This window comes from Streptomyces sp. NPDC057287 (assembly GCF_042667905.1).
Taxonomy (GTDB): Bacteria; Actinomycetota; Actinomycetes; order Streptomycetales; family Streptomycetaceae; genus Streptomyces.
The window spans coordinates 43,764-66,027 of the sequence record NZ_JBHUYV010000007.1; the positions used below are offsets into that span (position 1 = coordinate 43,764).

Below are 22,264 nucleotides of genomic sequence, written 5' to 3' on the forward strand. Positions count from 1 at the left end.
CGGCCCTGGGCCCCTCAGTGCGGGACGGCAGCCCGCAGCAGGGCGTCGGCCACGGCGCCGGCGCCCTTGTCGCCCGTCAGTACGGTGTAGTGGTTGACGTCCTCGACGGGGACCGCCCCGACTTTCGTGTCCGGCTGGCCCGCGGCGGCCAGCCGGGTCTCGTCGTACAGCCCCTGCTCCTCGTTCATGAGCCCCCGCCGGGCCCACAACAGCGTGGCGGGCTGCGGGAGTTCGCGTACGGCCGCGAGCACCTCGTCCTGGAACAGGCCCACCCCGTCCGTGCGGACCGCCTCCAGCACGCAGCCGGAGCGCATCGCCGGTGCCACGCCCGTCAGATCGCGCTGGATGTACGCGTCCACCTCCGGTGACCAGCCCTCGCCGCCGAACGCGGGATGGGCCCGCCAGAACGACCGGTAGGCGTCCCGGTCGGGGAACGTCATCGCGAGCCGGTCCATGGCCGGCCCGATCACCGCCGTCAGCAGCTCGTCCGCGGACAGGTGGGTGGGGGCTGGGAAGCCGAACCCGCCGTCCACGAGCACCAGTTCGCCGAAGCGGTCCGGGTGCCGCACCGCGGCGAGCGCCGCCACGAACGCCCCCATCGAGTGGCCCGCCAGCACCGGCCGGCCGTCACCGGCCGCCTTCGCGAGCGCGTCCGCGTCGTCCGCGTGGGCGGCGATGCCGTACGGGCCGGGCAGCCCCGCGCTCCCGGCCCGGCCACGCAGGTCGGGGGCGACCAGGGCGACGCGGCCGGCCAGGTGGCGGGCGACCGCGGCCCAGGACAGCGCGTTGGCCGTGATGCCGTGCAGGGCCACGACCACCGGTGCGCCGGCCTCCCGGGCGGGCCAGCGCAGCGCGGCCAGTTCACCGCCGGTGACGGGGACGCGTATCTCCTCGTACGGGATCATCGGTTCTCCTCGCGGGTCCTGCGCAGACGGGACGGCAGCCGGGCCAGGCCGCCCGGCAGCAGGTGTACCACGGCGACGAACAGCATCCCGAGCAGGAACAGCGGCTGGGAGAGCGGCACGCGCAGGACCGCGGGCAGGTCGGAGACCGCGCCCGACCCGGCGAGGTCGCCGAGCCGGTGGTCGGCCCAGGTGTAGAGGATGCCGCCGACCATGGGGCCCCAGCGGGTGCCCGAGCCGCCCAGCACCACCATCACGAGCAGCGACAGGGTGAAGTCGGAGGTCGTCGTCTGGGGTGTGGAGCCGCCGGTCAGCAGCAGATGGACGAGCCCGCCCGCCGCCGCCAGCGCCCCGGCCAGGACGAAGGCCGTCAGCTTGAACCCGTACGGCTTCAGGCCCAGCACCTCCACCCGGCGCTCGTTCTCCTTGATGCCCTCCCAGACCCGGCCGGTGGGGGAGCGCACCGCCCAGTGGACGACGCCGAGGGTGAGGACGAGGTAGGCCAGCGCGATCCAGTACAGATTCGCGGTGTGGTCGATGCCGACCAGCCATGAGGGCAGCAGCTCCGCCGGAGCCGCCCGGCCCTCCTCCCCTCCGGTGAAGCCGCCCGGGTTGCGGGAGACGAGGATCGAGCCGGCCTGCGCGAAGGCGAGCGTCACCATGGAGAAGCCGATGCCGGTGACCCGCAGGCTCACCGAGCCCAGCACCAGGGCGAGCGCGGCGCCGAAGCACAGTCCGAGGACCGCGGCGGCGGCGAACGGCAGGCCCGCCTCCAGCAGGAGCGTGTTGGTGGCGTAGCTGCCCGCCGCGAAGTACAGGGCGTGCCCGAAGGACAGCAGACCGGTGCGGCCCAGCAGGAGGTCGTAGCCCGTGGCGAGGGCGCCGAACAGCAGGCAGGTCGCCAGGAGTTGCAGACTCCCCGGGCTCCCGACGGGGCCGTCCAGCAGCCCGGGGAGGGGCAGGGCGCTGTACGGCGCGACGATCAGGAGCACGAGGACGGCGGCCGGCCACCAGCGCAGCGGCCGGGCCCGGTCGCGACCGGGCGCCGGGGGCGCGGCGGTGGGGGCGGGTGCGGGTGTGGTGGCGGTGCTCACGCGAGCCTCCCGGTCAGTCCGCGCGGCCGGAAGAGCAGCAGCGCGGCGAGCAGGACGACGACCGCCAGGTCGCCGAGGCCCGCTGCGGTGTAGTAGTTGGCGAACTGCTGGACCAGGCCGATGACCACGGCCGCCACGGCCGCGCCGGTCACCGACCCCATGCCGCCCGTGACCACGACGACGAACGCGAAGATCAGCAGGGAGGTGCCCTGCCGGGGGTCGACCGAGCCGAAGTACAGTCCGCCGAGGGCCCCGCCCAGCGCGGCCGCGCAGCCGCCGATCGCGAAGACCAGGGTGAACGCCTTGCGGACGTCGATGCCCAGCGCGGTGACCATCGCCCGGTCCTCGACCCCGGCCCGTACGACCAGGCCGTGCCGGGTCCGGCCGAGGAACAGCCGCAGGGCGACCAGGACGGCCACCGCCGCGGCGACCAGCACCAGCCGGTTGACCGGCACCTCGGCGCCCAGCAGCCCGAAGGTGCCGGAGAGCGCCTCGGGGCCGGGAAAGGTCCGGGCGTCCGAACCCCAGATCCCCGACAGCAGGGCGGGCACGGCCAGCCCCACACCGACCGTGGCGAGCACCTGCTCGCGCGGCCGGGTGTAGAGGGGGCGTACGACGGCCAGTTCGAGCACGACGGCGGCGAGCGTGCCCACGGCCGTCCCGAACAGGACCGCGAGGGCGAAGCCCCACCCTCCGGGGCCCGCACCGGGCAGGTTGCCGGACGCCGCCCACCAGGTGCCGTACGCGCCGATGGAGAGCAGCGCCCCGTGGGCGAAGTTGAGCACGTCCATCAGGCCGAAGATCAGTGAGAGCCCCGACGCGACGAGGAAGTAGAGCGCCCCCAGACCGAGTCCGGTCATGGTGAGCAGCACGATGGTGGACATCAGGAATCCGCCTCCGCGGTGTGGGGAGCGAGCGGGCCGTGGCCCACGCCGAGCAGCCGGCGGGTGGCCTCCGCGTCGCCCAGCAGTCCGGCCGCGTCGCCCCGGTGGGCCGTCCGTCCGTCGGCGAGCACCACGCAGTGCTCGGCGAGGCGGCGGACGACGGCGAGATTCTGTTCGACGAGCAGCACGGGCACCGCCTCGGCGGCGCGCTCCAGGACCTGGGCGACCTCGGTCACGACCTTGGGGGCCAGGCCCTTGGTGGGCTCGTCGGCGATGATCAGCCGGTTGCCGTTGAGCAGGGTGCGGCCGATCGCCACCATCTGCTGCTGGCCCCCGGACAGGGTCCCGGCCAACTGTCCGCTGCGAAGCTTCAGTTCGGGGAAGAGCTCGTGGACCAGGTCGTACGCGGGTCCTTCGGCGCCCCGGCGTTCGGCCAGCCGCAGGTTCTCCGCGACGGTGAGGCCGGCGAAGATCCCCCGGTCCTCGGGGGCGTAGCCGATGCCCCGGCGGACCAGGGTGTGCGTGGCCAGGCCGACGGTCTCCTCGCCGTCGAGGAGCACGCTCCCCTCGCGCGGGACCAGCCCGAGGATGCCGCGTACGGTCGTGGTCTTGCCGGCCCCGTTGCGGCCGAGCAGCGCGGTCACGCCCTGGCGCGCCACCTCCAGGTCCACGCCGTGCAGGATGTGCCGGCCGCCGATCAGGACCCGCAGGCCGCGGACGACGAGCAGCGCGGGCGCCGTCACAGTCCCTCCCCGAGGTAGGCCTGCTGGACGACCGGGTCGGCGGTCACGGCGGCGGGGGTGTCCAGAGCCAGGAGGCGGCCGTGGTGCATCACGGCCAGCCGGTCGGCGAGATCCAGCAGGACGTCCATGTGGTGCTCGACCATGAGCACGGTGCGGCCCTCCTCGCGGTGCAGGGTGCGGATCAGCTCGGTGAGTGCGGGCACCTCCTCCGCGCTCACCCCCGCCATCGGCTCGTCGAGCAGCATGAGCCGGGGCTCGCCCACCAGCAGCACCGCGAGCTCCAGCTTGCGCTTCTCGCCGTGGGAGAGCTCCGCCGCATTCGCCCCGGCGCGGTGGCCGAGGCCGGTGCGCTCCAGCACGCCGGTCACCTCTGCGGCGTACGGGGACGCGCGCCGCCACAGCCGGTGCGAGCCGCCGTGCCGGGCCTGGGCGGCCAGCCGGACGTGCTCGGCCACGGTCATCTGCGGCCAGAGGCTGGAGGTCTGGAACGTCCGGCCGATCCCGCGCCGCGCACGGGTGTGCACGGGCAGGCCGGTCAGGTCCGCGCCGTCGAGCGCGAGGGTGCCGGCGGTGGGCCGGACGATCCCGCTGATCAGGTTGAACAGGGAGGTCTTTCCCGCCCCGTTGGGCCCGATGAAGGCGAGGAACTCGCCCTCCCGGACGGAGAAGGTGACGTCCTCGACGATGGCCGCCCCGCCGACGCGCCAGCCCAGTCCGTCCAGTCGGAGCACGGGAGCGCCCGCCCGTGTCCCCTCTTCCCGCGCGGTGGCGGTGCCGGGTGCGGTCACCGCTCAGCCCGCCGAGGGCTTCGCGGGCGGTGCCACGGTGTCGCCCGGCTCCGTGCTCACCAGCTCGGGCTTCGCCGCGGCGCCCGTGCCGCTCAGCTTCGCGGTGAACATCGGCTGCAGCAGCGCGTGGTCCCCGGCGCGGATCTGCTGCCTGCCCTTCACCCCGTCGAAGCTCCAGCCCTCCAGGGCCTTCACCATCGCCCCGGTGTCGGTGGCACCGCCTTCCTCGACGGCCCGCACGATCATCTGCGCCGCGGTGAACCCGTCGGTGCTGAACAGGTCGGGCGTCCCGCCCGCCTTCTCGACGCCGTGGACCATCGCCTTCTCCACGGCGTTGCCGCCGCCGGCGCCGGGGAAGTAGTGCGCGAGGAAGGAGACCTTCGCCCCGGCGGCCCCGAAGACCGGGTACGAGGCCGTCCCCGCCAGCCCGGTGACGACCTTTCCGGCGCTCAGCACGCCCTGCTGGTCCAGCGCGGTCCACAGGGCGGGGGCGGTCGCGCCCGCCCAGGCGACGAAGACCAGGTCGGGGCCGCCGGCCTTGACCTGGCGGGCGAAAGGCGTCAGATCGGTGGCGCTGGGCGGGGCCAGGACCGAGCCCACCGTCGCCCCCTCGGCGCCCAGGACGGCCTTGACGGCGGCGACGTTGGCCTGGCCGAAGGTGGAGTCCTGCGCGAGGACGGTCACCTTCTTGCCCTTCGGGTCCCCGAGCATGGTGCCCGCGGTGAGGATGTCCTGGTACGACTGCCGGCCGGAGCGGAAGGTGTACCCGTTGACCCCGGTGACCGCGTCCGTGGCGGCCGGGCCGTTGACGTAGAGCACCTTGTTCTGGGCGGCCAGCGGTGCCATCTGGAGGGCGACACCGGAGTCGGTCGTGCCGGCCAGCACCTTGTAGCCCTTGCCGATCAGGTTCTTCGCGGCGGACACCGCCTTGCCGGGATCGCCCGCGTCGTCCTGCTCGGTGACCTCGATCGGGTGGCCGCCCGCCTTGCCGGTGCCCTTCGTCGCGTAGTCGAGTCCGGCCATGAACCCGTCGCGGTACTGCTTCCCGTATGCCGCGAGCAGCCCCGTACGGGAGTAGACGAGCCCCACCTTCACGGCCTCGTCGGCCTCGGACCCGCTGCCGGACCCGGAGCCGCCCGCCTGTCCGGCGGCGGTGCATCCCGCCAGGAGCAGGGCGGAGGCGCCGAGCACGGCCGCGGTCAGGGTTCTTCTGTGGACGGTGCCTACGGCTCTGCGACGCATGGTGACCGGCTCCTCGGCAGGTTCGGGTGATGTGGGCCGAACCGTACGAACACCGTGGCGCCGTCGACATGGTGCAGGGCACCCCACCTGGCCGGGTGCCGGTGTGGGCGCCGCACATGGGCAGGTCCCGGCGGGTCTCCGCCGGCGGGCCGGTCAGCCCGTGGCGGCCGGCCGGTCGATCAGTCCGCACACCGTCTCGATGTCCCGCTTCACCTGCGCGATCGACTCCCTGCCCGACAGCCAGGTGATCAGGGCCGAGTGCCAGGTGTGCTCGATGACGCGGACCACGGACAGCTGCTCCTGCGTGGGGTCCTCCAGATCCATCGCGTCCAGCACGATCGCCGTCGTCAGCCGGGAGACGGCGTCCACCTCGGGACTCACCCCGCGGTCGGCGAAGGTCAGAGCCCGCACCATGGCGTCCGCCAGGTGGGGATCGCGCTGGAGTGCCCGGAAGGCCCGCATCAGGGTCTCGGCGACCCGCTGGGCGGCGTCGTCCCCGCCGGGCGGCTGCCTGCGGAGCGTGATCTGCAGACGCTGGAGCTGGTCCTGCATGATCGCGACCAGCAGATGGACCTTGGAGGGGAAGTAGCGGTAGAGCGTGCCCAGGGCGACCCCGGCGGCGTCGGCCACCTCACGCATCTGCACGGCCTCGAAACCGCCCCGCCCGGCGAGCTGCGCGCCGGCCCGCAGAATGCCGCGTCGGCGGGCCTCCTGGCGTTCCGTCAGGGGACTCGCTGCCGGCCTGGCTTCCGCTGTCATCTGCCCCATCCAAAAAGGGAGAACCGGTTACCTGTCCGGCCGGCCGCCGGTCTCCGGGCGCGCACAGCCGGCCAGGGCGTCCGTCGTGGCGTGAATCACCTGATCCGGCCGTCACGCCGACGCTACCTGCCGGTAGATTCGGTGCGTGTTGAACGAACGAGTCTGAAACTTGTTCTAGATTAGCGCGACCGGTTACGCTCCGGCGAAAACGCAGTGAGAAGGGGGCCGAGTGTGACCGCTGAGGCCATAGAGTCAGGCCCCCTCGCGGGCGGTGGTACGTCGGGCACCGACGGTGACCGGCCGTTGCGCATCGCACTCCTGACCTACAAGGGCAACCCCTTCTGCGGCGGCCAGGGCGTATACGTCCGCCACCTCGGCCGCGAGCTGGCCCGGCTGGGCCACAGCGTCGAAGTGATCGGCGCCCAGCCCTATCCCGTACTCGACGAGGGTGTCCCGCTCACCGAGCTGCCGAGCCTCGACCTGTACCGCCAGCCCGACCCGTTCCGCACCCCCCGGCGCGGTGAGTACCGCGACTGGATCGACCTCGCCGAGGTCGCCACCATGTGGACCGGCGGCTTCCCCGAGCCCCTCACCTTCAGCCTGCGGGCCCGGCGCCATCTCCTCGCCAGGCGCGGCGACTTCGACGTCGTGCACGACAACCAGACGCTCGGCTACGGCCTGCTCGGGGACCTCGGCGCGCCTCTCGTCACCACGATCCACCACCCGATCACCGTCGACCGCCGACTGGACCTGGACGCCGCCGGGTCGAGGCGCCGCCGTCTGTCCGTGCGCCGCTGGTACGCCTTCACCCGCATGCAGAAGCGCGTCGCCCGCCGTCTGCCGTCGGTCCTCACCGTCTCCGGCTCCTCCCAGCAGGAGATCACCGAGCACCTCGGGGTCCGCCGCGACCGTATCAACGTCGTGCACATCGGCGCCGACACCGACCTCTGGTCCCCCGACCCCTCGGTGGCCGAGGTCCCCGGCCGGATCGTCACCACCTCCAGCGCCGACGTGCCCCTGAAGGGCCTCGTCCACCTGGTGGAGGCGCTCGCCAAGGTCCGCACCGAGAACCCGGCGGCGCACCTCGTCGTCGTCGGCAGGCGTGCCGAGCGCGGCCCCGTCGCCCAGGCCATCGAGCGCTACGGGCTCCAGGACGCCGTCGAGTTCGTCAAGGGCATCAGCGACGCCGAGCTCGTCGACCTGGTCCGCAGCGCCCAGGTCTCCTGCGTCCCCTCGCTGTACGAGGGCTTCTCGCTTCCCGCCGCCGAGGCGATGGCCACCGGGACCCCGCTGGTGGCCACCACCGGCGGCGCGATCCCCGAGGTCACCGGCCCCGACGGGGAGACCTGCCTCGCCGTCCCGCCCGGCGACGCGGGCGCCCTCGCCGCCGCTCTCGACCGGCTGCTCGGCGACCGCGAACTGCGCGCCCGCCTCGGCGCGGCCGGCCGCGCCCGGGTGCTGGCCAACTTCACCTGGGCCAGGGCCGCTCTCGGTACCGTCGAGCTGTACCGTCAGTCGATCGCCGCCCGGGGAGCCCGCAGGTGAGCGTCCCCGTGGCTCCCGGAACCCGTACCTCCGACCTCGAAGGCAGGCCCCCGTGCTGACCGTCGACTTCACCCGCTTCCCGCTCGCCGCAGGCGACCGGGTGCTCGATCTGGGCTGCGGCGCCGGCCGGCACGCCTTCGAGTGCTACCGGCGCGGCGCCCAGGTGGTGGCCCTCGACCAGAACGCCGAGGAGATCCGCGAGGTCGCGAAGTGGTTCGCCGCGATGAAGGAGGCCGGTGAGGCGCCCGCGGGCGCGACCGCCACCGCGATGGAGGGCGACGCGCTCAACCTGCCGTTCCCCGACGCCTCCTTCGACGTCGTGATCATCTCCGAGGTCATGGAGCACATCCCGGACGACAAGGGTGTGCTCGCCGAGATGGTCCGCGTGCTGAAGCCCGGCGGCCGGATCGCGATCACCGTGCCCCGCTACGGCCCGGAGAAGGTCTGCTGGACGCTCTCCGACGCGTACCACGAGGTCGAGGGCGGCCACATCCGCATCTACAAGGCCGACGAACTCCTCGGCAGGATCCGGGAAGCCGGACTCAAGCCCTACGGAACCCACCACGCGCACGCGCTGCACAGCCCCTACTGGTGGCTGAAGTGCGCGTTCGGGGTGGACAACGAGAAGGCGCTGCCGGTGCGCGCCTATCACAAGCTGCTCGTCTGGGACATCATGAAGAAGCCCATGGCCACCCGGGTCGCCGAGCAGCTGCTCAACCCGGTCGTCGGCAAGAGCTTCGTCGCGTACGCGACCAAGCCGCACCTGCCGAAGGCCGAGGCGTGAGCACGCCGGAGCAGACCGAACACCTCGTCCTGCCGGGCGTCCTGACCGCGGAACAGGCCGCCGAGACCGTGGCCGCGCTGCTCGCCGTGCAGCGCGAGGACGGGGCGCTGCCCTGGTTCCGCGGCCACCACCTCGACCCGTGGGACCACACCGAGGCCGCGATGGCGCTGGACGCGGCCGGTGAGCACGAGGCAGCCGCCCGCGCCTACGCCTGGCTGGCCCGCCACCAGAACGAGGACGGCTCCTGGTACGCCGCCTACCACGACGGCGACCCGGACCGGCCGACCGACCTCGGGCGCGAGACCAACTTCTGCGCCTACGTGGCCGTCGGCGTCTGGCACCACTACCTCGCCACCGGTGACGACGCCTTCGTCGACCGGATGTGGCCGACGGTCTACGCCGCGATCGAATTCGTGCTGCGGCTCCAGCAGCCCGGCGGCGAGATCGGCTGGAAGCGGGAAGCCGACGGCACGCCCGTCACCGACGCCCTGCTGACCGGCTCCTCCTCCGTCCACCAGGCGCTGCGCTGCGCGCTGGCGCTGGCGGAACAGCGCGAGGAGGCCCAGCCCGACTGGGAGCTGGCCGCCGGTGCGCTCGGGCACGCGATCCGCAGCCACCCCGAGCGCTTCCTGGACAAGAACCGGTACTCGATGGACTGGTACTACCCGGTCCTCGGCGGCGCGGTCACCGGCGCCGCGGCGACGCGGCGGATCGAGGACGGCTGGGACAGCTTCGTGGTCCCCGGCCTCGGCGTGCGCTGTGTGCTGCCCAACCCCTGGGTCACGGGCGGCGAGAGCTGCGAACTGGCCCTGGCCCTCTGGGTGACGGGGGAGTCGGACCGGGCCCTGGAGATCCTCCAGTCCATCCAGCACCTGCGGGCCGAGGGCGGCCTCTACTGGACGGGATACGTCTTCGAGGGCGAACGGGCCATATGGCCGGAGGAGCTCACCACCTGGACGGCCGGCTCACTGCTGCTCGCGGTGGCCGCGCTCGGGGGCGACGAGGCGACCACCGCGGTCTTCAGCGGCGAACGGCTGCCGACGGGGCTCGAACCGGACTGCTGCTGAGGGCTGTCCCGTAATCCCTGGTGGATCAGCGCGCGGCGTCAGACGCGGTGCGTCGCAAGGCGGAGGGGCGTCCGCATACTGGATGTATTCGGGCGTTCCGACAACGCGGCGAGGTGCCGTAGCTGTCGTCGTACGCCCGCCAGGGATTACGGGACAGCCCCTGGAGCCGGGAGATCTCAGGGGTTGCGCCCGGGTGGCAGCCGGGCACACTGCCCGACATGCCTCTGTCGCTGCACCACATCGTCATCGACGCCCACGACCTGCCCGCCCTGGCCCGGTTCTGGGCCGAGGTACTGGGCTGGCGGATCCTGTCCGAGCGGGAGCGCGAGATCGTGGTCGGGCCGGACGTCACCGCCCCGGTCGGCCTCTGCTTCATGCCCGTGACGGACCGCAAGACCGTCAAGAACCGGCTGCACCTCGATCTGACGTCCGCCGCCGAGGACCGGGAGGCGGAGATCGAACGCATCCTCGCACTCGGCGCCCGCAGGGCCGACGTCGGGCAGAGCGGCAGCGAATCGTGGACGGTGCTGGCCGATCCCGAGGGCAACGAGTTCTGCGTGGTACGCCCGAAGAAGACCCTCACCGGCTGAGCCCCCGATCGCGAACGCGCCGCGGCCCCTTGCCCGGAGCGAGTGGGGGCTCGCACCCGACGAGAGGCCGCGGCTGCCGACGGCGGATCAGTGGCGACGGACCCTGCCCGCCACCGCGTGACCGATGAACAGGTAGACGACGGCGGCCAGACCGTAACCCGCGACGACCCGTGCCCACGCTTCGTCGAAGGTGAACAGGTCGTACGACCAGCCGGCAAGCCAGTGGGCGGAGTCCTGGACCCACTGGACCAGGTCGTTGCCCCGGTTGGCGTCGAGCAGGTACATCAGGATCCACAGAATGATGATGAATGCCATGATGTCCGCGACGACGGCTATGACACGTGCGGCGGTACTGCTTCCTGAACCTGATCTGGGAGACATGCTCTCCGGATTGCCGCTTTACCGTGGGTGAAACCCGTACGGCGCGCACCGGGTGGCGCCGGGCCCCCGCACGGGTGAGCCTGGCGAGGAGTGCCGGATCACGTCACTCGCTGTGAAGACCCCGGCCAGGGAGGCCCGTCGTGCCCCGTTCCGCACCCATCAGCCGGCTCGTCGTGGCGCTGCTGCTCTCCTGTGCCCTGCTGGCGGGGGCCACAGCCTGCGGTGACAGCGACGGTGGCGGCACGCAGGCAGCCGGCTCCGCGAGTCCGGGTCCCACGACGTCGGCCCAGCAGCAGAAGTGGGCCAAGGCCCGCTTCGCGGCCAACGCGGGCCTGGCCGCCGGGGCCGCCTACCAGTGGATCGTGAAGCCGTACAGAGCCGGCAAGTTCAAGAAGGGCGCGGACGGGCGGACGTTCGCGGTGGTCAAGGCGGGCGTCGCGGGGGCGTTCACGTACAACCGGCTCAAGGCGGCGGCGGACAACGCCAAGGGCGACCCGCTCCTCGCGAAGGCCGTCGCGCCGCTGACCGCCGGGATCGCGTCGCTCAAGGAGGTGGCCACCAGGCTGGGCAAGGGCGAGGCGGGAGCCGGCGACGTCGGGGCCTTCGAGAGCGTCATCAACAGCATCAAGGACGCCGGGAGGAGTGCGGGCGCCGAGGTGCGGAACAAGGTCCCGTCCACCTCCCAGCTGAGCGGATGACCGGCCGGGACGCCGTGGCCCGGCGCATAGGGTGCGAGGATGACCCACCTTGCGCACGAGCGCTACTGCGACGAGATCCTGGCCCAGACCGGCCTGCTGGGCGCGCTGGTCACGGACGCCGGCCTGTCCCGGCGGGTCCCCACCTGCCCCGACTGGAACCTGCGTGAACTCGTCCTCCACGTCGGCGGCGCGCACCGCTGGGCCGGTGAGATGGTCCGCCTCAGGGCGGCCGAGGAGATCCCCGAGGACCAGGTGCCGGACACCGGAGGCCCGGCGGGCGACGACGCCGCCGCTCTGCGCGCCTGGCTGACGGAGGGCGCCGCCGCGACCGCGGAGGCCCTGCGTGAGGCGGGCCCGGACGCCGGGGTCTGGACCTGGGCGTGGGAACGCCGGACCGCCTTCTGGGCGCGGCGCATGGCCCATGAGACCGCCGTCCACCGGGCGGACGCGGCCTTCGCCACGGCGACGGCCTACGAGGTGGCCCCCGACCTGGCCGCCGACACGATCACCGAGTGGCTGCAGATCGTCGCCTTCGCCCAGGCGGAGGGCGACCCGGAGGCGGCCGAACTGCGCGGCGGCGGCAGGTCCTTGCACCTGCACGCCACGGATGTGCCGGGGGCGGAGTGGCTGATCGAGTTCGGCGAGGACGGCTTCACCTGGCGCCACGCCCACGAGAAGGCGACCGTGGCGCTGCGGGGCCCTCTGACCGGACTGATGCTGGCGTTCAACCGCCGGCAGAAGCCCGACGAGGGCGGGCTCGAAGTCCTCGGTGACCGGGGGCTGCTGGACTTCTGGCTGGACAGGTCGTCCTTCGGCTGAGCACCGCCCGGGTCCCCGCACATGCCGACGGCCCCCGCCCGGAAGGGCGGGGGCCGTCGGCACATGGTCTGCGGCGGCTCAGCCGCGCTGGATGCCCGTGGTGTCCTGGAGGACGCCGCGACGGCCGTCCTGCGTCTGGGCGATGAGCCCGGGACCACGCTGCTCGACCGCGAGGTACCACGTACCGGGCGCGAGTTCGGCGATCGGGTTCGGGGCGCCGTCCTCGCCGTACAGCGGACGGGCGACCGGCACCGCGAACCAGAACGGGGTGAAGTCGCCGGCGGGTGCGCCGCCGCCCTGCGGAGCCTGCTGCGCGGCCGGCTGCTGGTGCTGCTCCGGCTGACCGGGCTGGCCCGGCTGGCCGCCGTACGGCTGGGGCTGGCCGGGCTGCGCGCCGAACTGCTGCTGGGCACCGGGGTAGCCGTAGCCCTGTCCGGGCTGCTGGCCGTAGGCCGGCTGCACGGGCTGCGCCGGGCGCGGAGCGCCCATCAGCGGGGCCTTGAGGGCGGGGACCAGCGGAGTGGCGACGGCGCCGCCCGCCAGCACGAGGGTGGCCAGCAGACCCAGGATCAGACCGGCGCCCGCGTCACCGGCGTCGATGATCGTCCAGAACATGGTCCACAGCGCGTACACGGTGAACGCGGCCCCGAACTGGCCGAGTTCGAAGCCGACCACCTTGCGGCCCGGCATCGCGCGGCTGACGATCAGCAGCGCGGCGCCGATGAGGCCGGCCAGGTAGATGCCCATGAGGATGGAGAGCGAGTCCCAGGCGTTCGCGCTGTAGCCCGAGCAGTCCACGCCCGAGGGGCAGTCGTAGCCGGAGAGGTCGAGGAAAGAGGCGATGAACAGCACGACCGCTGCTCCGATCACCACGCCGTCGCCTCGAGTGAGGGATCGGATATTCACGTGAAGGTCCTTAGTCGGTCGTATCGTCGGGGCGGTCGTCGATGCCGCCGGACGGCGGGTACGGCGCGAAGCTCGGGGGCGGCTCCCCATCGTACGGATGAATCTATCGTCTGCCCGGGCGGGTTGTGATGCTGCCCGGACCTCGGACCGGCTATCCCCCCAATGTCGCCACATCACCGCGGAACTACCGCTTCAGATAGCTGCCGACACCCTCGGCAATGCCGAGAGCCGCTTTCCGGCGCCAGCCCTCGCTGGTGAGCAGGGCGGCATCCTTCGGGTCACGCATATTGCCGCATTCGATGAACACTTTGGGCACGGTCGACAGATTCAGGCCGCCGAGATCGTCACGGGTGTCCAGCCCGGTGCCGCCGCCGATGTAATTGGAAGGGGCACTTCCGGTAACGCGTACGAAATTCCCGGCGATCCGTACTCCCAGTTCACGCGAGGGAGCCACGATCTTCGCGGTGTCGGCGCCGCCGCCGCTCACCGCCGCGGGGAGAATGACGTGGAATCCCCTGTTGCCGGTCGCGGAACCGTCCGCGTGGACCGAGACGACCGCGTCGGCCCGTTCCTTGTTGCCGATCCGGGCCCGCTCGTCGACGCACGGGCCGAAGGAGCGGTCGCCGTCCTGGGTGAGGACGACCCTCGCGCCCTGCTCCTCCAGCAGCGTGCGCAGCCGGCGGGAGACGTCGAGGGTGAAGCGGGCCTCCGCGTAACCCGCGTCGGTGGCCGTGCCCGTGGTGTCGCACTCCTTGCGTCCGGTGCCGATGTCCACCGAGGCGTTGATCTCCCGGGTGTGGTCGCGGTTCCCCGGGTTGTGCCCGGGGTCGATCACCACGGTGCGGCCCGTGAGCGGGCCCCGGGGCAGAGGTCGCGCGGACGTGGGCCCCGTCGACGGGCTCGCGTCCGGAGCCGGTGACACCCGGGGCGAGGAGGAGGAGGCCGGCGCGGACGACGCCTGCCGGGACGCGGTCGGGGACCCTTCGGCGGATCCGGAACCGGCCGCACACCCGGCGGCGGTCAGGCAGACGCCGGCCAGCACCGCGGCGGCCGGCACGGGCCTGCGGCGCGGGCCCGTGCGCGAGGTGGGGGGAGGGAAGTCGTCGTGGCGCACGTCGCGATGCTATCCGTGCCCCTCAGGTCCCCGCCCCCGTACGCCGCAGGACGCGCAGCGAGTCCGTCACCGAGATCTCGGTGAACGCCCCTGAAGCCAGGGCTCGTTGGTGGACGCGGTACGGGGCCTGCCCACCGTCGGCCGGATCGGGGAACACGTCGTGGATCACGAGCAGCCCGCCCTCGGCGACCTTCGGCGCCCAGCCCTCGTAGTCGCCGGTCGCGTGCTCGTCGGTGTGCCCGCCGTCGATGAACACGAAGCCGAGCTGCCCGCCCCACACCGCCGCGACCTGCGGGGAACGTCCGACGAGCGCCACCACGTGCTCCTCAAGGCCTGCCCGGTGCAGGGTCCGCCGGAACTCCGGGAGCGTGTCCATCAGACCGATCTCCGGGTCGACGACCGAAGGGTCGTGGTACTCCCACCCCGGCTGCTGCTCCTCGCTGCCCCGGTGGTGGTCGACGGTGAGGGCCGTCACTCCGGCCGCCCGGGCGGCGGCGGCCAGCAGGACCGTGGACCGTCCGCAGTACGTGCCGACCTCCAGGAGCGGGAGCCCCAGCGCGGCGGCCTCGACGGAGGCGGCGTACAGCGCCAGCCCTTCGCGGACCGGCATGAAGCCCTTGGCGGCCTCGAAGGCGGCGAGAACATCCGGCTCGGGACGGGCGGGCTCGGCGGCCACGGGGTTCCTCCAGGTGGGACGGTGGATCGGACGGCGTCCCATCGTGCCGTACGCCCCCGCGACACAGGTCGGCGGGGGCGTACGGATGGGGTGGGCCCGGGTCGGGGCAGGCCCCTGGCAAGGCTGCCGGGTCAGGTCAGCAGCTCTGCCAGAGTCGGGTCATGACCCGGACGCCGAAGCGCAGGCCCTCCAGCGGGACGCGTTCGTCCACGCCGTGGAAGAGCCGGCCGTAGTCCAGGTCGTGCGGGAGCTTCAGCCCCTTGAAGCCGAAGCAGCGGATGCCCAGGTGCGTGAACGCCTTGGCGTCCGTGCCGCCGGGGTTGCAGTACGGGACGGGGTGGCCGTCCGGGTCCTCGGCGCGGACCGCGTCGCACATCGCGTCGACGAGCGGGCCGTCGAACGTCGTCTCCATCGCGATGTCGTGGTTGACCCACTCGCGGCTGACGGAGGGCAGCAGCAGCCGGTCGACCGTGTCGATCAGCTCCTGCTCGTGGCCGGGCAGGAAGCGGCCGTCGACCCGGGCGGTGGCCCTCCCGGGGATGACGTTGGTCTGGTATCCCGCCGTGAACATGGTGGGGTTGGCCGAGTTGCGCAGCACCACCTGCATGAAGTCCGCCACCGGCCCGAGCCGGGACAGCGTGCCTTCGATGTCGTCCTCGTCGAAGTCGACCCCGTAGAGGCGCGCGGCCTCCTCCAGCAGGGCGCGGACGGGTTCGATCAGCCTGATCGGGAACGTCTCGCGGCCGATGCGGGTGAGGGACTCGGCGAGATCGGTGACCGCGTTCTCGTCGTTGGGGGACGAGCCGTGGCCGGCCCGCCCGGTGGCGGTGAGCTCCATCCAGGCCATGCCGCGCTGGGCGTTCTCGATCGGGTACAGCCGCCTGGTGTCGTCGATGGCGAAGGAGAAGCCGCCCCCTTCGCCGATCGCCTCGGTGGCCCCGGCGAACAGCTCGGGGCGGTGCTCGACCAGCCAGTGCGCCCCGAACTTCCCGCCCGCCTCCTCGTCGGCGAGGAAGGCGAGGACCAGGTCGCGGGCCGGCCGCGTACCCGTCCTGGCGAAGTGCCGGGCGGTGGCCAGCATGACCGCGACCGTGTCCTTCATGTCGATCGCGCCGCGCCCCCAGAGGTAGCCGTCGCGGATCTCACCGGAGAACGGCGGGACCTGCCACTCGGAGGCGTCGGCGGGCACGACGTCGAGGTGGCCGTGGACCAGCAGGGCGCCCCGGGACGGGTCGGAGCCCGCGATGCGCGCGACGACGTTGGCCCGGCCGGGTGCGGACTCCACCAGCACGGACTCGATGCCGGCCTCCGCGAGGCGGGCGACCACCCAGTCCGCCGCCGCGCGTTCGTCGCTCGTGGGGTTGGAGGTGTCGAAGCGGATCAGTTCGGCGCAGAGGCCGATGACCTCCTCCTGGGCCTCTTCGGACGCGGGGACGACGCTCATGCTGCTCCTGCCGTGGTGGTGACGTGGGCGGCGGGAGCGGGGGTGTGCGCGTCGTCGTCCAGGGTGGAGGTGCCGTACGGCCGGACCCAGCCCAGCAGGCCGAGCACGCAGTACAGCAGGAAGGCGGTGGCCAGCGAGTTGAGGGCGGGGATGCCGCCGTCGTAGAACTTGCCGACGCAGAACGCCACGACCCAGATGGCCAGGGACATCGGCACCCAGGTGGGCGAGGCCGCGGGCAGGGTCTGCGCCTCGCGGGTCTCGTCCAGGGGGCGCCGCATCCGCTTCACGACCCAGTACTCCGCGACGATGATCCCGCCGATCGGCGGGATCATCACGCCCAGCAGGGAGAGGAACTCCGTGAAGTGGGTCATGATGCCGACCGCGGAGAGGAGCGTGCCGGCGGCGCCGAGGGCGACGGTGACCACCCCGCGGTGCAGCCGCTTGCCGAAGACGACCTGGAAGAAGTTGACGACGCCCAGCGAGGATCCGTACAGGTTCCAGTCGTTGATCTTGGCGGTGGACATCAGGACCACGATCACGCCGAAGGCGCCCGAGGTGGAGAGCACGATGTGCGAGACCTCGCTGGACTTCACCAGGTGACCGAGGAGCACACCGACCATGCCGACGATGTACTCGGAGAGGATCATCGAGGACGCGCTCTGCACGAAGACGTGCGAGCCCTTCCTGTTGTAGCGGGTCATCTCCGGGGAGACGATGGCGCCCGTCATGTAGCCGCCCGCGATCGCGGTGGCGGCCACCGCCAGGGGGATCGTCTCACCGGGCGGCGGCGAGCTGATCAGGTCGCCGAGCGAGTGGTCGTTCAGCGTGGTGATCACCGACCAGGCGACCATGGCGAAGAAGAGCGGAGTGACGATCTTCGCGAACAGGGCCATGTAGCGGAAGCCGAAGATCACCAGGGCGGTGATCGCGATGCCCGCGAGGACGCACCACATCCAGGACGGGCCGCCGACGAGCGCCGAGACGCTGTCGCCGAAGATGGTGTTCTGGACGCCGAACCAGCCGACCAGGCTGACCGCGATGACGAAGCTGACCAGGGCCGAACCGTTGCGGCCGAAGCCGATCCAGCGGGTCAGCATCGGGGTCGCGAGGCCCTCGCGCATCCCGGCCAGACCGATCGCGAAGATCACGATCTCCAGGATCACGGCGCCGAGCGTGAAGGCGAGGAAGGCGTTCCCGAAGGTCATTCCCACGCCGATGGTGGCGCCGAGCGTGAACTGGGAGATCGACCCGGACTGGGCCAGCCACTGCAGGAGCATCGACCAGAAGCCGAAGCGCTTGTCGCGCGGCACCCGGGAGAGCGCGTAGTCGTCGCTGCCGATGCTCTTGGCCTCGGGGGCCGTGGTGGCGGCCCGGCTGTCGGATGCCATCAGGACTCCTGGGGTGTGCGGCCGAAGGTCTGCAGGTGAGCCAGCGACCCGTAGCGGTTGACGAGGTTGTCGAACTCCACCGCGTCGTGGAAGTCCAGGGTTCCGGCGCCGAAGGCCTTGGCGACCTCGATGGCGTACCGGGCGGCGGACGCGATGTCCGTCTCGTGGCTCGCGCCCGTCTGGCAGCCCGGCACCGCGGCGGCCGAGGTGACCGCGAGACCGACGACCGGAGCCGCGGTCGCGGTGGAGGGCTGGAGAATCGAATTGATGTGGTGTGCACCGTTACCGTACGGGGTGATGTCCTGCGTGGTCACCGGGTACGTGACCAACGGCTCACCGGTCACCACCGCAAGCAGCTCGCCGAGCTGCTCGGAGACGCGGAGCACCCATCCCTCCTTGACGGTGGGCGAGAGGGCCAGGCCCTTGTGGTTGATGATCCGGTTGCCCTTGGTGGTGTCGATGGAGAGCACGGCCTCCATCTCTCCGGTGACCTCGTGCCGGTTCATCGTGGCGATGTCCACCGGGGACCCCATGAACGGAACCGGGTCGTGCGGCTCGGTCGGGGCGCTCGGGCAGATGTGCGTGGCGATGACCACGTCGCCGGGCAGCGTGTCGCCCCGGCGGCGCATGTCCAGCAGCTTGGCGGCGGTGGCGAGCGCCGAGGCCGCGCCGTCGGCGTCGGACACGAGTCCGGTCACCTCGGGGCGGGCGCCGACGCCCCCGAGCCGGCCGACCACGCCCAGGGTCCGGGCGCCGCCCCCCGACGTGCGCCCCCGGGAGCCCGGGATGCGGACGAGGACGAAGTCCGTGGACCCTCGCTCGCCGGTGACGGTCGTGACCTCGGCGGACGAGCCCTCGGCCCCGGCGACGGAGTCGAGGTGTCCGACGACCGACTTGCCGCTGACCTGCGGGTCGTCCAGCAGCTCGACGATGTCCATTACGTGCTTGAGCATGGGGGGCCTTTCTCCGGAGCGGGACACCCGCCCGGCGCTTCTACGGGGAAGCGCGGGGCGGGGTGCTGGAGCAACATTCGGGATCCGCTACCGTTGAACGCAATGATTTCCCGTTATCTGCAATTCAGGTCTGAATGGTGAGATGCTGATGGCCGAATTCGATCTGGACCGGCGCACCCCCACCGGGGCCCTGCAAACCGTCGACCGGGCGCTCCTGGTGCTGCTCGCCTTCGAGCGCACGCGTCCCGACTGGGGCGTCACCGAGGTCGCCGAGGAGTTCGGCTGGGACACCTCGGTCGCCCAGCGTCTGCTGGCCACGCTCGCGGGCCGCGGCTTCCTGGTGTCCGACCCGGTCACCCGCCGCTACCGCATCGGACCGGCGGTGCTGCGGCTCGGCCGGCTCTGGGAGCGCTCCGGATCGCTGGAGCTGCTGGCCGCGCCGGTGCTGGAGGAGCTGCGCCGGACCACCGGCGACACCGTCCTGTTCTGCCTCCCCGACAGCTTCCACATGCGGTGCGTCGCCGCCGAGGAGGGCGAGACCGGGCCGCTGCGCTACTACCCGCTGGTCGGCGAGCTCTACCCCGCGCACGCCGGGGCCACCAGCAAGTCCTTCTACGCCTACCTGCCCGACGACCAGCGCCACCGGCTCTTCCGGGGGCGCCCCATGGCCCGCTTCACCGACCGGACCGTCACCGACCCGGACCTGCTGGAGCAGGAGTTCCTGAAGGTCCGTGCCCAGGGGTACGCGTGGACCGTAGGCGAGTACGACGCCGGGATCGCGACCGTCGCCGTACCGGTGTTCCTGGGGCGTGAGCCCTACGGCAGCCTCAGTCTCGGCGGCGGCGAGGACCGCTTCCAGGGGGCTCCCGAGGACCGGCTCGACGCGCTGCGGCACGCCGCCCACCTGCTGGAGCAGCGGCTCACCCACCCGCCCCAGCGGCCGAAGTCCCGGGCCGGCCGCCCCCGCAGCACCTGACCCCCGCCCGCACACCGCCCGGCCGGCCTCCGTGCGATGCCGCCGGTCCCACCCGCACGAGGAACCCCCGTGAATCTGCTGCTGCTCTCCAACTCCACCCAGTACGGCCGCGGTTACCTGGAGCACGCTCTGGACACCGTCACCGCGTTCCTCCCGGGGAACGCCCGACTGGCCTTCGTGCCGTACGCGCTGGCCGACCACGCCGCCTACACCGCCCGCGTCCGTACGGCCCTGGAGCCGTCCGGCATCACCGTGCGCGGCGTCCACGAGAACGCCGACCCCGTCGCCGAACTCGCCGCCTCGGACGCCGTGTTCATCGGCGGAGGCAACTCCTTCCGGCTGCTGGACGCCCTGTACCGCACCGGCCTGCGCGAGGCCGTGCGGGACGCCGCCCGGAACGGACTGCCGTACATGGGCGCCAGCGCCGGCACCAACATGGCAGCGCCGACACTCCGGACCTCCAACGACATGCCCATCGTGCAGCCGCCGTCCTTCGACGCGCTGGGCCTGGTCCCGTTCCAGATCAATCCGCACTACCTGGACCCGGACCCGGCCAGCACCCACAAGGGCGAGACCCGCGAGGAGCGGCTCACCGAGTTCCTCGAGGAGAACGACGTCCCCGTGCTCGGTCTGCGCGAGGGTTCCTGGCTCCGCGTCCTGGGAGACGGGGCGACGGTCCAGGGAGCCCACCCCGCCCGCCTGTTCGGCCGCGGTGTCCGGCCGCAGGAGCTCGCGGCCGGAACCGATGTGTCCCGACTGCTGGCTACGGAGCCGAGGTTCGACGCTCCGGAGCGCTGACCGGCACCGCCACGGGGGCGGACTCCGCGGCGGCGCGCGCGTCGCCCGCGCTGCTGGCCAGCAGCACCGGACGCGCCTTCCGCTGGGCCGGCAGGAACGAGGCCAGCACCAGCCCGATCAGCACCGCACCGGTGGCGATCATGAACGAGGTCCGGAACCCCTCCATGGAGGGGACGTCCACCGCGCCCATCCGCACCGAGGTGTTCGCCAGCACCATGCCGATGACCGCGCTCGACAGCGAGGTGCCGATCGACCGCATCAGCGTGTTCAGGCCGTTCGCCGCGCCGGTCTCGGAGGCGTCGACCGCCCCGATGATCAGGGCGGGGAGCGAGGAGTACGCGAGCCCGATCCCTGCCCCGAGCACCACGGCGATCACCACGGTCTGCCAGGCGGCGCTCATCAGGCCGAGGCCCGCCCCGTACCCGACGGCGATGATCAGCATGCCGAGCATCAGGGAGACCTTGGGGCCGCGGCGGGCGGAGATCCGGGCGTACAGCGGGGCCACGAACATCATGGTCAGACCCAGCGGCGCCACGCAGAGCCCTGCCACCACCATCGACTGCCCCAGGCCGTAGCCCGTCGAGGCGGGCAGCTGGAGCAGTTGCGGCAGCACCAGCGAGACGGCGTAGAAGGCGACGCCGACCATGATCGAGACGAGGTTGGTGAGCAGCACCTCGCGCCGGGCGCTGGTGCGCAGGTCCACCAGAGGCGCCGGGGAGCGCAGCTCGAACAGGCCCCACAGCACCAGGACCACCAGGGACGCGGCGATCAGGCCGAGCGTCAGGGGAGAGGTCCAGCCCCAGTCGGCACCCTTGGTGACGGGCAGCAGCAGGCAGACCAGCCCGAGGGCGAGCCCCAGCGCGCCGACGAGGTCGAAGCGCCCCGGCGCGCGCAGCGGGGGCTCCGGCACGACGAGGACGGTCAGGGTCATGGCCAGCACTCCCAGTGCGGCCGAGGCGAGGAAGAGCGCGTGCCAGTCGGCGTGCTGGGCGACGATCGCGGCGGCGGGCAGCGCGAGTCCGCCGCCCACCCCTATGGAAGAGCTCATCAGGGCCATCGCCGAGCCGAGCTTCTCGCGCGGCAGCACATCGCGCATGATGCCGATCCCCAGCGGGATCGCACCCATGGCGAAGCCCTGGAGCGCCCGGCCGGCGATCATGACCACGAGATCGTCGGTGGAGGCGCAGATCAGCGAGCCGACCACCATCACGGCGAGGCTGGCCAGCAGCATCCGCCGCTTGCCGTAGAGATCGCCGAGCCGTCCCATGATCGGGGTCGCGACGGCTCCGGCGAGCAGAGTGGCCGTCATCACCCAGGTCGCGTTCGCCGGGTCGGTGCCGAGCAGGGACGGCAGGTCCTTGATGACGGGGACGAGCAGGGTCTGCATCACCGCGACGGTGATCCCCGCGAAGGCCAGTACGGGAACGACGCCGCCGCCCTTGCCCCTGCGCGGGCCGGGGAGGCCCCCGACCCGCTGTTCGTTCGTCCGTCGCATACGTGTGGCCTCCGGGCAGGGGAAGTTCGGAAAGGGTGAGCGGGTGGAGCGTGCGGCAGCGCGCCGACGGGCAGCGCCGGCCGCCAAGTGTGTGCATGTTGAACGCTTCCCTGCGCCCGCGTTATTCCGGTGAACGCGGCGTAAAAACCGGGAAGTCGGCGGAGGTCCTACGCCGAGGGGCGGAGACCCGGTGGGTCCGATGGGGGACCGGAAACCGA

23 protein-coding genes are annotated in these 22,264 nt (G+C 72.5%); 8 read left to right on the forward strand and 15 right to left on the reverse strand.

The window, feature by feature from the left end:
• Positions 1-14: 14 nt before the first annotated feature.
• The 7 genes from ACFUNE_RS15335 to ACFUNE_RS15365 form a co-directional block, all read right to left on the reverse strand.
• The gene (locus ACFUNE_RS15335; protein WP_383566887.1) at positions 15-905 is read right to left on the reverse strand and encodes an alpha/beta fold hydrolase; all 891 of its coding nucleotides are present in this window, start codon (positions 903-905) and stop codon (positions 15-17) included.
• Entirely contained in the window at positions 902-1,996 is a 1,095-nt protein-coding gene (locus ACFUNE_RS15340) for a branched-chain amino acid ABC transporter permease (RefSeq protein ID WP_383566890.1), read from the reverse strand. The genes ACFUNE_RS15335 and ACFUNE_RS15340 overlap by 4 nt, the downstream gene beginning before the upstream one ends.
• Positions 1,993-2,880, reverse strand: a complete 888-nt coding sequence (locus ACFUNE_RS15345; RefSeq protein WP_383566893.1) for a branched-chain amino acid ABC transporter permease — start codon at positions 2,878-2,880, stop codon at positions 1,993-1,995. Before ACFUNE_RS15345 ends, ACFUNE_RS15340 begins: the two co-directional genes overlap by 4 nt.
• Positions 2,880-3,623 (reverse strand): ABC transporter ATP-binding protein, encoded by a 744-nt coding sequence (locus ACFUNE_RS15350; RefSeq protein WP_383566896.1) that lies wholly within the window; start codon positions 3,621-3,623, stop codon positions 2,880-2,882. The genes ACFUNE_RS15345 and ACFUNE_RS15350 overlap by 1 nt, the downstream gene beginning before the upstream one ends.
• Entirely contained in the window at positions 3,620-4,411 is a 792-nt protein-coding gene (locus tag ACFUNE_RS15355; protein WP_383566899.1) for an ABC transporter ATP-binding protein, read from the reverse strand. Before ACFUNE_RS15355 ends, ACFUNE_RS15350 begins: the two co-directional genes overlap by 4 nt.
• A 3-nt stretch (positions 4,412-4,414) precedes the next feature.
• Positions 4,415-5,653: a substrate-binding domain-containing protein gene (locus tag ACFUNE_RS15360; RefSeq protein ID WP_383566902.1), complete on the reverse strand. Its 1,239-nt coding sequence runs from the start codon at positions 5,651-5,653 to the stop codon at positions 4,415-4,417.
• Between the two features lie 153 nt (positions 5,654-5,806).
• The gene (locus ACFUNE_RS15365) at positions 5,807-6,412 is read right to left on the reverse strand and encodes a TetR family transcriptional regulator (RefSeq protein WP_383566905.1); all 606 of its coding nucleotides are present in this window, start codon (positions 6,410-6,412) and stop codon (positions 5,807-5,809) included.
• Positions 6,413-6,643: 231 nt separating this feature from the next.
• Here ACFUNE_RS15365 and ACFUNE_RS15370 point away from each other — a divergent pair, with 231 nt between their 5' ends.
• The 4 genes from ACFUNE_RS15370 to ACFUNE_RS15385 all read left to right on the forward strand — a co-directional run bounded on the left by ACFUNE_RS15370 (position 6,644) and on the right by ACFUNE_RS15385 (position 10,398).
• A complete protein-coding gene (locus ACFUNE_RS15370; RefSeq protein ID WP_383566909.1) occupies positions 6,644-7,957 on the forward strand; it encodes a glycosyltransferase family 4 protein in 1,314 nt (437 codons plus the stop codon).
• Positions 7,958-8,009: 52 nt separating this feature from the next.
• Entirely contained in the window at positions 8,010-8,741 is a 732-nt protein-coding gene (locus ACFUNE_RS15375; RefSeq protein WP_383566913.1) for a class I SAM-dependent methyltransferase, read from the forward strand.
• Positions 8,738-9,808, forward strand: a complete 1,071-nt coding sequence (locus ACFUNE_RS15380; RefSeq protein WP_383566916.1) for a prenyltransferase — start codon at positions 8,738-8,740, stop codon at positions 9,806-9,808. The genes ACFUNE_RS15375 and ACFUNE_RS15380 overlap by 4 nt, the downstream gene beginning before the upstream one ends.
• 218 nt (positions 9,809-10,026) lie before the next feature.
• Positions 10,027-10,398 carry a VOC family protein gene (locus tag ACFUNE_RS15385; protein WP_383566919.1) on the forward strand — a complete coding sequence of 124 codons (372 nt, stop codon included), beginning with the start codon at positions 10,027-10,029 and terminating at the stop codon, positions 10,396-10,398.
• Between the two features lie 87 nt (positions 10,399-10,485).
• Here the strand turns inward: ACFUNE_RS15385 and ACFUNE_RS15390 are convergent, their stop codons facing one another.
• Entirely contained in the window at positions 10,486-10,779 is a 294-nt protein-coding gene (locus tag ACFUNE_RS15390) for a hypothetical protein (RefSeq protein WP_383566922.1), read from the reverse strand.
• A 140-nt stretch (positions 10,780-10,919) separates the two neighbouring features.
• Between ACFUNE_RS15390 and ACFUNE_RS15395 the strand changes: the two genes are divergently transcribed.
• Positions 10,920-11,477 (forward strand): hypothetical protein, encoded by a 558-nt coding sequence (locus ACFUNE_RS15395; protein WP_383566925.1) that lies wholly within the window; start codon positions 10,920-10,922, stop codon positions 11,475-11,477.
• A gap of 39 nt (positions 11,478-11,516) precedes the next feature.
• Entirely contained in the window at positions 11,517-12,296 is a 780-nt protein-coding gene (locus tag ACFUNE_RS15400) for a maleylpyruvate isomerase N-terminal domain-containing protein (protein WP_383566928.1), read from the forward strand.
• A gap of 78 nt (positions 12,297-12,374) precedes the next feature.
• Here the strand turns inward: ACFUNE_RS15400 and ACFUNE_RS15405 are convergent, their stop codons facing one another.
• The 6 genes from ACFUNE_RS15405 to ACFUNE_RS15430 form a co-directional block, all read right to left on the reverse strand.
• Entirely contained in the window at positions 12,375-13,202 is an 828-nt protein-coding gene (locus tag ACFUNE_RS15405) for a DUF5336 domain-containing protein (RefSeq protein ID WP_383566931.1), read from the reverse strand.
• A 184-nt stretch (positions 13,203-13,386) separates the two neighbouring features.
• A complete protein-coding gene (locus tag ACFUNE_RS15410; RefSeq protein WP_383566934.1) occupies positions 13,387-14,316 on the reverse strand; it encodes an N-acetylmuramoyl-L-alanine amidase in 930 nt (309 codons plus the stop codon).
• 22 nt (positions 14,317-14,338) lie between these two features.
• Entirely contained in the window at positions 14,339-15,034 is a 696-nt protein-coding gene (locus ACFUNE_RS15415) for a class I SAM-dependent methyltransferase (RefSeq protein ID WP_383566937.1), read from the reverse strand.
• Between the two features lie 94 nt (positions 15,035-15,128).
• Complete coding sequence (locus tag ACFUNE_RS15420; RefSeq protein WP_383566940.1) at positions 15,129-16,436, reverse strand: M20/M25/M40 family metallo-hydrolase; 1,308 nt, start codon at positions 16,434-16,436, stop codon at positions 15,129-15,131.
• Positions 16,433-17,824 (reverse strand): cytosine permease, encoded by a 1,392-nt coding sequence (locus ACFUNE_RS15425; protein WP_383566942.1) that lies wholly within the window; start codon positions 17,822-17,824, stop codon positions 16,433-16,435. The genes ACFUNE_RS15420 and ACFUNE_RS15425 overlap by 4 nt, the downstream gene beginning before the upstream one ends.
• Entirely contained in the window at positions 17,824-18,777 is a 954-nt protein-coding gene (locus tag ACFUNE_RS15430; RefSeq protein ID WP_383566945.1) for a DUF1177 domain-containing protein, read from the reverse strand. Before ACFUNE_RS15430 ends, ACFUNE_RS15425 begins: the two co-directional genes overlap by 1 nt.
• A gap of 148 nt (positions 18,778-18,925) precedes the next feature.
• Here ACFUNE_RS15430 and ACFUNE_RS15435 point away from each other — a divergent pair, with 148 nt between their 5' ends.
• Together ACFUNE_RS15435 and pepE are read left to right on the forward strand one after the other, a co-directional pair.
• Positions 18,926-19,753 carry an IclR family transcriptional regulator gene (locus tag ACFUNE_RS15435; RefSeq protein WP_383566948.1) on the forward strand — a complete coding sequence of 276 codons (828 nt, stop codon included), beginning with the start codon at positions 18,926-18,928 and terminating at the stop codon, positions 19,751-19,753.
• A 69-nt stretch (positions 19,754-19,822) separates the two neighbouring features.
• Positions 19,823-20,551, forward strand: a complete 729-nt coding sequence (pepE, locus tag ACFUNE_RS15440; protein ID WP_383566951.1) for a dipeptidase PepE — start codon at positions 19,823-19,825, stop codon at positions 20,549-20,551.
• On the opposite strand, the gene ACFUNE_RS15445 is transcribed toward pepE, so the two are convergent.
• The gene (locus ACFUNE_RS15445) at positions 20,517-22,046 is read right to left on the reverse strand and encodes an MFS transporter (protein WP_383566954.1); all 1,530 of its coding nucleotides are present in this window, start codon (positions 22,044-22,046) and stop codon (positions 20,517-20,519) included. The genes pepE and ACFUNE_RS15445 overlap by 35 nt on opposite strands.
• Positions 22,047-22,264: the final 218 nt, after the last annotated feature.

Excerpts from the sequence above, each read along its gene's own strand:
- ACFUNE_RS15335 (WP_383566887.1), bottom strand. The coding sequence starts at position 905 with ATGATCCCGTACGAGGAGATACGCGTCCCCGTCACCGGCGGTGAACTG.
- ACFUNE_RS15345 (WP_383566893.1), bottom strand. The coding sequence starts at position 2,880 with ATGTCCACCATCGTGCTGCTCACCATGACCGGACTCGGTCTGGGGGCG.
- ACFUNE_RS15360 (WP_383566902.1), bottom strand. The coding sequence starts at position 5,653 with ATGCGTCGCAGAGCCGTAGGCACCGTCCACAGAAGAACCCTGACCGCG.
- ACFUNE_RS15365 (WP_383566905.1), bottom strand. The coding sequence starts at position 6,412 with ATGACAGCGGAAGCCAGGCCGGCAGCGAGTCCCCTGACGGAACGCCAG.
- ACFUNE_RS15385 (WP_383566919.1), top strand. The coding sequence starts at position 10,027 with ATGCCTCTGTCGCTGCACCACATCGTCATCGACGCCCACGACCTGCCC.
- ACFUNE_RS15390 (WP_383566922.1), bottom strand. The coding sequence starts at position 10,779 with ATGTCTCCCAGATCAGGTTCAGGAAGCAGTACCGCCGCACGTGTCATA.
- ACFUNE_RS15400 (WP_383566928.1), top strand. The coding sequence starts at position 11,517 with ATGACCCACCTTGCGCACGAGCGCTACTGCGACGAGATCCTGGCCCAG.
- ACFUNE_RS15415 (WP_383566937.1), bottom strand. The coding sequence starts at position 15,034 with ATGGGACGCCGTCCGATCCACCGTCCCACCTGGAGGAACCCCGTGGCC.
- ACFUNE_RS15420 (WP_383566940.1), bottom strand. The coding sequence starts at position 16,436 with ATGAGCGTCGTCCCCGCGTCCGAAGAGGCCCAGGAGGAGGTCATCGGC.
- ACFUNE_RS15425 (WP_383566942.1), bottom strand. The coding sequence starts at position 17,824 with ATGGCATCCGACAGCCGGGCCGCCACCACGGCCCCCGAGGCCAAGAGC.
- ACFUNE_RS15430 (WP_383566945.1), bottom strand. The coding sequence starts at position 18,777 with ATGCTCAAGCACGTAATGGACATCGTCGAGCTGCTGGACGACCCGCAG.
- ACFUNE_RS15435 (WP_383566948.1), top strand. The coding sequence starts at position 18,926 with ATGGCCGAATTCGATCTGGACCGGCGCACCCCCACCGGGGCCCTGCAA.
- ACFUNE_RS15445 (WP_383566954.1), bottom strand. The coding sequence starts at position 22,046 with ATGCGACGGACGAACGAACAGCGGGTCGGGGGCCTCCCCGGCCCGCGC.